This is a genomic window from Arthrobacter sp. (assembly GCF_030540645.1).
Classification (GTDB): Bacteria; Actinomycetota; Actinomycetes; order Actinomycetales; family Micrococcaceae; genus Specibacter.
This window is the reverse complement of the sequence record NZ_JAUNVV010000114.1, coordinates 1-7863: the sequence shown is the minus strand read 5'-3', so window position 1 is coordinate 7863 and position 7863 is coordinate 1. Positions and strand designations below refer to the sequence as shown.

General features: G+C 61.4%; 9 protein-coding genes. 5 read left to right on the top strand and 4 right to left on the bottom strand.

All coding sequences use genetic code 11. The features are described from left to right. The first annotated feature begins 244 nt into the window (after positions 1 to 244). From Q4P21_RS15260 to Q4P21_RS15245, 4 genes are read left to right on the top strand one after another with little or no spacing between them, the layout of a single operon-like run. A complete protein-coding gene (locus Q4P21_RS15260; RefSeq protein ID WP_303389581.1) occupies positions 245 to 1075 on the top strand; it encodes an exodeoxyribonuclease III in 831 nt (276 codons plus the stop codon). A gap of 15 nt (positions 1076 to 1090) precedes the next feature. Then, on the top strand, positions 1091 to 2119 hold the full coding sequence (gene trpS, locus Q4P21_RS15255; protein WP_303389578.1) for a tryptophan--tRNA ligase: 1029 nt from the start codon (positions 1091 to 1093) through the stop codon (positions 2117 to 2119). A gap of 2 nt (positions 2120 to 2121) precedes the next feature. Continuing rightward, entirely contained in the window at positions 2122 to 2679 is a 558-nt protein-coding gene (locus tag Q4P21_RS15250; protein ID WP_303389577.1) for a 2'-5' RNA ligase family protein, read from the top strand. Next, positions 2657 to 3748: a YihY/virulence factor BrkB family protein gene (locus Q4P21_RS15245; protein ID WP_303389576.1), complete on the top strand. Its 1092-nt coding sequence runs from the start codon at positions 2657 to 2659 to the stop codon at positions 3746 to 3748. The genes Q4P21_RS15250 and Q4P21_RS15245 overlap by 23 nt, the downstream gene beginning before the upstream one ends. Before the next feature lie 114 nt (positions 3749 to 3862). Here the strand turns inward: Q4P21_RS15245 and Q4P21_RS15240 are convergent, their stop codons facing one another. From Q4P21_RS15240 to sdhC, 4 genes are all read right to left on the bottom strand, one after another. Further along, on the bottom strand, positions 3863 to 4660 hold the full coding sequence (locus tag Q4P21_RS15240; RefSeq protein ID WP_303389575.1) for a succinate dehydrogenase iron-sulfur subunit: 798 nt from the start codon (positions 4658 to 4660) through the stop codon (positions 3863 to 3865). Further along, the gene (sdhA, locus tag Q4P21_RS15235) at positions 4660 to 6459 is read right to left on the bottom strand and encodes a succinate dehydrogenase flavoprotein subunit (RefSeq protein ID WP_303389580.1); all 1800 of its coding nucleotides are present in this window, start codon (positions 6457 to 6459) and stop codon (positions 4660 to 4662) included. The genes Q4P21_RS15240 and sdhA overlap by 1 nt, the downstream gene beginning before the upstream one ends. Before the next feature lie 96 nt (positions 6460 to 6555). Next, a complete protein-coding gene (locus Q4P21_RS15230; RefSeq protein WP_207345900.1) occupies positions 6556 to 7023 on the bottom strand; it encodes a succinate dehydrogenase hydrophobic membrane anchor subunit in 468 nt (155 codons plus the stop codon). 1 nt (position 7024) lies between these two features. After that, a complete protein-coding gene (sdhC, locus tag Q4P21_RS15225) occupies positions 7025 to 7414 on the bottom strand; it encodes a succinate dehydrogenase, cytochrome b556 subunit (RefSeq protein WP_207345899.1) in 390 nt (129 codons plus the stop codon). 313 nt (positions 7415 to 7727) lie between these two features. Here sdhC and Q4P21_RS15220 point away from each other — a divergent pair. Then, positions 7728 to 7863, top strand: a 136-nt coding sequence (locus tag Q4P21_RS15220; protein ID WP_303389579.1) for a sugar phosphate nucleotidyltransferase, incomplete at its 3' end; no start/stop codon positions are given.

Below are 7863 nucleotides of genomic sequence, written 5' to 3'. Positions count from 1 at the left end.
GGTGACGAACCGGTTAGCGGCGTCATCATCGACTAGTCCCCACGCCCTCCCAACGGGTGTCCGCTCGCGTCGGGGCCCTCGGGCGCGTGGGCCCACCCAATCCCTCCCAACGCTCGCAAGCTCGCGTCGGGTCCCTCGGGATTGTGGGCCCACCACGTACCAAGACGGTCATGGCAGCGAAACGAACTCGGTGACCATGGAATCACGAGCCACTGCAGGTAAGGTTGAACAAGTGAGCAAAGGTATTCAAAACGGTCGATTGAGGATCGCAAGCGTCAATGTCAACGGCATCCGTGCCGCCTACAAGAACGGTATGGCTCCGTGGCTGGCGGAGCGCGATGTAGACATTCTGTGTCTGCAGGAAGTGCGTGCACCCGACGCCATCGTGGAGGGGTTCCTCGGCGAAGAATGGCACCTGCTGCACGCCGAAGCTGAAGCCAAGGGCCGGGCAGGGGTGCTGATCGCCACCCGCAAGGACGTGCTGGAGCCGGTGGCAACCCGTGTTGGCATTGGTGATGACTACTTCGCCACCACAGGACGCTGGGTTGAGGCCGACTACGAGCTCAACGGCGCGGACGGAACACCCACGACGTTGACGGTTGTCAGTGCCTATGTTCATTCAGGTGAGGTGGGCACGCCCAAACAGGACGACAAGTTCCGCTTCCTTGACACCATGATTTCCCGCCTGCCGCAACTGGCCGCCGGAAGCGACCATGCCTTGGTGGTGGGCGACCTCAACGTCGGGCACAAGACGTTGGACATCAAGAACTGGAAGGGCAACGTCAAGCGGTCAGGATTCCTGCCGGACGAGCGCGCCTACTTTGACAGGTTCTTTGGCGAGGAGATCGGCTACAAGGACGTGGCCCGCGAACTTGCAGGGGAAGTGGACGGCCCCTACACCTGGTGGTCCAACCGTGGACAGGCTTTCACCAATGACACCGGCTGGCGCATCGATTACCACATGGCCACCCCAAACCTTGCCAGCAAGGCGCTGACATCAGTGGTCGACCGGGCAGAATCCTACGAAGCCCGATTCTCCGACCACGCCCCCCTGGTTGTCGACTACAAGTTCTAAAGGACCCACGTTTCCATGAGTGAAATCTCTGCCCGCCCCCGCGTGTTGTCGGGTATGCAGCCCTCCGGCGATTCCCTGCACTTGGGCAACTACCTGGGTGCCCTGGTCAATTGGGTGAAGAATCAGGACAGCTACGACACCTTGTTCTTCATCCCGGACATGCACGCCATCACGGTGACGCAGGACCCCGCCGAGCTGCGTGCCCGCACCCGCAAGACTGCAGCGCAATACATCGCTGGCGGCATCGACGTGGAACGGTCCACGTTGTTTGTGCAATCGCATGTGCCCGAGCACGCCCAGCTGGCCTGGGTGCTCAACTGCATCACCGGTTTTGGCGAGGCGTCACGCATGACCCAGTTCAAGGACAAGTCAGCCAAGGGTGGTGCCGAGACGGCCAGTGTTGGGCTTTTCACCTACCCCGTGCTCATGGCCGCGGACATCCTGCTGTACCGGCCTGAAGGGGTCCCTGTTGGCGATGACCAGCGCCAGCACGTGGAGCTGGCCCGCGATTTAGCCAAACGCTTCAACCATCGCTTTGGCGACACGTTTGTGGTCCCGGAGGCCTTCATCCAAAAGGAAGGCGCCAGGATTTACGACCTGCAAAATCCGACGGCGAAGATGTCCAAGTCCGCTTCCGGCCCCAACGGTCTGATCAACATCCTTGATGAACCCAAGGTGACGGCCAAGCGCATCAAGTCAGCCGTGACCGACGCCGACACCGTCATTGCGCATGACCGAGCAGCCAAGCCCGGCGTAACGAACCTGTTGGAGATCCTCTCGACGCTGACGGACACACCGGTGGAGAAGCTGGTGGCCGGGTACGAAGGCAAAATGTACGGGCATCTAAAGGTGGATGTGGCCGACGCCGTGGTGGAACGACTTGAGCCCATCCGTCGGCGCACCCTTGAGCTGCTTGATGATCCAGGTGAACTTGATTCGCTGCTCGCCCGCGGTGCTCAGAAGGCCCGTGAACTCGCGTCGGTGACACTGGCGGACGTGTACGCCAAGGTAGGTTTCCTTCCACCGCTCGGGGCGGTCGGCTAGCCGTGCCGGGCATTGGTCAGAGCGGCGCCTCTGCGGCCCCACACGACGACAGCCTGGGGGTCATCATTTCCCTGCCCCCGGAGCTTGCTGCCGAGCTCAGCGCACGGCGCGCGTTCTACGCAGGCCCGGATGCCGCCGTCGTACCTCCCCACATAACACTGGTTTCCGGGATGGCAAGCCATTCGTGGGAGGAAGCGGCCGCGCATGTGCGCAACGTCGCGGCAGCGGGGGAGCCCTTTGCGCTCTCACTGCGCGGGACCGGGACGTTTGAGCCCGTATCCCCAGTGGTCTACTTGAATGTGGAGGCCGGGGCGCACGCGTGCACCACGCTGCACGGGGAATTGCTGGCCGGGCCGGTGGAGCATCTGCTGGAGTTTGATTTTCACCCCCATTTGACCATTGCCCACGACCTTGACGATGAAGCCATGGCACGTGCGAAGACGGAAATGGCCGGCTTTGAGGCAGAATTCCAGGTCAACAGCATAGGGCTTTTTGACTATGTGTCAGGTGGTTGGGCACTGCGTGAGGAGCTGAAACTTGGGGAAGCACGAAAACGCTGAATTCTTGCCGGTTGGCGGACAATTGCTGGGGTTGACGGCACCGGGGGTCAGGGGCAAGAGGCCCCTCGCAGCCCCGGCGAAGGCACCGCCAAGCCCGCTTGACCGGAGGGCGCTTGCGATGTGGTCCGCGGCAAGGCGGGCGGCCTTCCACGAATCACGCAAGCAGGGAAACATTGTCGCCCAAGCCAGCGCACTGGTCCATTGGGTTGGTGCGTGGGCGGCCAATATGTTTCCGTTGCGCGTGTGGAATTTGTACATCCGGCGTCGCGGTCCGCTGCTTGCCGCGGGAAACGCCTACCTCATGTTCTTCTCCGTTGGTGCCATGCTGGTTGCCGGCTTCGCCGTTTTTGGCATGGTCGCCGCGGACAACGAAGTGCTGCGCGACGCCGTCATCGATCTGGTTGCCAGCAGCACTCCAGGCCTGATTGACACCGGCGACGGTGGATTGGCCTCACCGGACCAGCTCCTGGGCACGGGCGGGTTCGGGCTGACCCTGATCATCTCACTGGCAGCCTTGTTCGTCACGGCAATGAGCTGGATCAACGGTCTGCGTGAGGGCATCCGGTCATTGCTCGGCCTGGCGAGGGACCGAACCAACCCGGTGCTGTCCAAGGTGCGCGACGGTTCGACCTTGATTATTTTGGCCATCGCCTTGGTACTGACAAGCATCTTGGGCCTGATCAGCACCGCCGCCATGGGCACAATCAGCGATTTGCTGGGTTGGGGAACGTTCCTGACCGGTGCCACGACACAAATAGGGTCCGTGCTGCTGATGTTCATCCTGGACTCGGCCGTGGCCATCATCATGTTCAGCATCGCATCCCGTGTGAGCATGCCACGCCGGGTGCTGTTGCTGGCAGCCGCGTTTTCCGGTGCCGGTGCCACCGTGCTGCGCTTCTTCAGCGCACTGCTCTTGAACGGCATCACCAGCAATGCCCTGCTGGCTCCCTTCGCAGTGATCCTGGGCTTGTTCGTCTGGTTCTACCTGCTCAGCCAGGTGTACCTGATCTCCGCTGCAATTGCGGCCGTCAGCGCGGCGGATCTAAGGAACCGGCCGGCCCCTCGCTGAGCCACTTGCCGGCATACGGTATTCGGCATACGGAACACAAAAGCGCCGCACCCTGATGGGGAGCGGCGCTTTTGACTGCCAGCTAGTCGGGAAGCCCCAGCCGGTCAGAAAATACTAGACCTGGCGGGACAGGATGGCCTGCTTGACCTCGGCAATGGCCTGCGTGACCTGGATGCCGCGGGGGCATGCTTCGGTGCAGTTGAAGACGGTGCGGCAGCGCCACACGCCTTCCTTGTCGTTGAGGATTTCCAGGCGCATGTCGCCGGCGTCATCGCGCGAATCAAAGATGAAACGGTGTGCGTTGACAATGGCGGCCGGGCCGAAGTACTGGCCGTCGGTCCAGAACACGGGGCAGGACGACGTGCACGCAGCGCAGAGGATGCACTTGGTGGTGTCGTCAAAACGTGCGCGTTCTTCGGCGGACTGCAGACGCTCCTTGGTGGGGGCGTGGTCGCGGTTGATCAAGAAGGGCATGATCTCACGGAAGGACTGGAAGAACGGCTCCATGTCCACAATGAGGTCCTTCTCCACCGGCAGGCCCTTGATGGGCTCGACCGTGATCGGCTTTGACGTGTCAAGATCCTTCAGTAGGGTCTTGCAGGCCAAACGGTTGCGGCCATTGATGCGCATGGCATCTGAACCACAGACACCGTGTGCACAGGAGCGGCGGAAAGACAGTGAGCCGTCCTGTTCCCACTTGACCTTGTGCAGGGCATCCAACACGCGGTCGGTGCCGTACATGGTCATGGTGAAGTCTTCCCACTTCGACTCCTCCGAGAACTCGGGGTCGTAGCGGCGAACACGCAAGGTGACGTCGAAGGTGGGAATTTCCCCACCGCCGCCCAAGTGGGCGGGCAACTTCACAACGGAGGCCGGCTCCGGGGCGGTTTCGGCAGTTTCTATGGGGCTCATTAGTACTTCCTTACCATCGGCTGGTAGCGCGTGATGACAACAGGCTTGGTCTCCAAGCGGATTCCGGCGATGTGCTCGGCGGAGCTTTCGGCGGTGACAGCAACATCCTTGAATGCCATGGAGTGCTTCATGAAATTCTCGTCGTCGCGGTCCGGGAAGTCCTCGCGGTAGTGCCCGCCACGGGATTCCTGGCGGTGCAGGGCAGCGACGGTCATGACCTTGGCCAGCTCGAGCAGGAAGCCAAGCTCCACGGCCTCGAGCAGGTCAAGGTTGAAGCGCTTGCCCTTGTCCTGGACGGTGATGCGCGAGTAGCGCTCCTCGAAGGAGGCGATGTCGGCAAGGACCTTGTCGATGGACGTGGCGGTGCGGAACACCTGCATGTTGGCGTCCATGGTGTCCTGCAGTTCCTTGCGGATCGCAGCTACCTTTTCGCCGCCGTCGGACGTGCGCACGTGCTCCAGAAGAGCCACCGTGTCAGCCTCCGGGTTCTCCGGCAGGTCCACGAAGTCGGCGCCCTTGGCATACTCGGCAGCGGCCACACCGGCGCGCTTTCCGAAGACGTTGATGTCCAGCAGTGAGTTGGTGCCCAAACGGTTTGAACCGTGAACGGAGACACAGGCAACTTCACCGGCTGCGTACAGGCCGGGGATGATGGTGTCGTTGTCCTGCAGGACCTCGGTGGTGATGTTCGTGGGAACACCGCCCATGGCGTAGTGGGCCGTAGGGAAGACGGGGACCGGCTCCGTGTACGGTTCCACGCCCAGGTAGGTGCGGGCGAACTCGGTGATGTCCGGGAGTTTGGCGTCAATGTGCGCCGGTTCCAGGTGGGTCAGGTCAAGGAGTACGTAGTCCTTGTTCGGGCCGCAGCCGCGGCCTTCACGGACTTCGTTGGCCATGGAACGGGCCACGATATCGCGCGGGGCCAAGTCCTTGATGGTCGGGGCGTAGCGTTCCATGAAGCGCTCACCCTCGGAGTTGCGCAGAATGGCTCCTTCGCCGCGGGCGGCCTCGGAGAGCAGAATGCCCAAACCGGCAAGACCTGTCGGGTGGAACTGGAAGAACTCCATGTCTTCCAAGGGGATGCCCTTGCGGAACGCGATGCCCATGCCGTCGCCGGTCAGGGTGTGGGCGTTGGAGGTGGTCTTGAAGACCTTGCCCGCGCCGCCGGTGGCCAAAATAACGCTCTTGGCCTGGAAAACGTGCAGTTCGCCTGTGGCCAGGTCATAGGAAACGACCCCGGCAATGCGCTTTTGCAGGTAGACGGTGCCGTCTTCGCGAGTGGCTTCTTCTTCAACGGTCAGCAGGTCCAAAACGTAGTATTCGTTGTAGAACTCGACGTTGTGCTTGACGCAGTTTTGGTACAGGGTCTGCAGAATCATGTGGCCGGTGCGGTCCGCTGCATAGCAGGCGCGGCGCACAGGGGCCTTGCCATGGTCACGGGTGTGGCCGCCGAAGCGACGCTGGTCGATGCGGCCTTCCGGGGTGCGGTTGAACGGCAGGCCCATCTTCTCCAAGTCGATGACGGCGTCGATGGCTTCCTTCGCCATGACCTCCGCAGCGTCCTGGTCTACCAGATAGTCGCCGCCCTTGACGGTGTCAAAGGTGTGCCACTCCCAGTTGTCTTCTTCCACGTTCGCCAACGCGGCGCACATGCCACCCTGAGCGGCGCCGGTGTGGGAGCGGGTGGGGTAGAGCTTGGTCAGGACAGCAGTGTGGGCACGCTGGCCGGATTCAATGGCGGCACGCATTCCTGCGCCACCGGCCCCGACGATTACGACGTCGTATTTGTGGACCTGCATACTGGATGCTCTTTCTCTCATTTACTGCATTAAAAGCTGGTGATCACTTCATGCGTACCCAAGCCGAGAGGCCTGGGAGTGTTCCCACAAGTTGAATTAGGGAACGGTGCAGAAGGATGGAAGGTCAATGACGGCGCCGGCGGGGCAGGGGTCAAAGGTGAAGATGACCAGGGTGCCCAAAACAATGATGACGGCGGAGGCAACATACAGCACGGCCTTGAGGGTCATCCGTGTGCCGTCGCGGTCTGCGTAGTCATTGATGATGGTGCGCACGCCGTTGCTACCGTGCAGCATGGCCAGCCACAGCATGGCCAGGTCCCAGATCTGCCAGAACGGATCGGACCACTTGCCAGCCACGAAGCCGAAGTCGATGGCGTGGATGCCCTCGCCAACCATCAGGTTCACGAACAGGTGCCCAAAGATCAGCACAATCAGCACCACGCCGGAGAGGCGCATGAACAGCCAGGCGATCATCTCAAAGCTGGAGTGGGAGGCCTTGTTGCGTTTGTACTTGGGTGACTGCGCGCTGTTGGACCGCGGCGCAGCGATTGAATCGGCGCTCATGCTAGTTTCCCCCCAAGTTAGAGAAGACGATGGTGAGGTGGCGGATCAGGAACGGGATCATGGTCACGGCCCACAGACCAAGCACAGCCCACAGCATCTGGCGCTGGTACTTGGGGCCCTTCTTCCAGAAGTCAACGGCAATAACGCGCAGGCCGTTGAAGGCGTGGAACACGATTGCTGCGACGAGGGCGGCTTCGCCCAGTCCCATAATGGGGTTTTTATACGCCCCAATGACTGCTGTGTACGCTTCCGGGGACACTCGCACCAAGGAGGTGTCCAGGACGTGCACCAACAAGAAAATAAAAATCACTACACCGGTAATTCGATGTCCCACCCAGGACCACATGCCTTCTCGGCCGCGGTACAGAGTGCCAGCTGGTTTTGTCGGCACTGAATAACCTTCCCTGCATCACCGTTGCGCTGGCGTGGTTCCACGCGGGGAAACGCACACGGCGTGAGCACTCATACTTGCTGCCTAATTTAGGCTTCGCTAACAGCATATTCAACTTAGGCGCTCCTTGCCGCATGCGACAAATCACAGCTTGGTCTCAAATGGCTGTTGCACAGTGAGTCTAGTGCCCCGCTGGCGCTCTGCCGTTGAAGCACGACGGCGCGCTGCCGGACTACGACCCTGGGTGGAAGTTTAGTGCCAAAGCGCCACGGCTTCCGCGGCTGGGGCCTGCTGATCGCTTATGGTTGTCATGATGAATACGCAAAATTTTCCTGCTCCCGGTCAACCTGCAGCGGACCCTATGGACAGGTTTTACGCAGTGATCCCGGCAGGCGGTGTGGGCACCAGGTTGTGGCCTTTGTCGCGGGCGGCGGCACCGAAATTCCTGC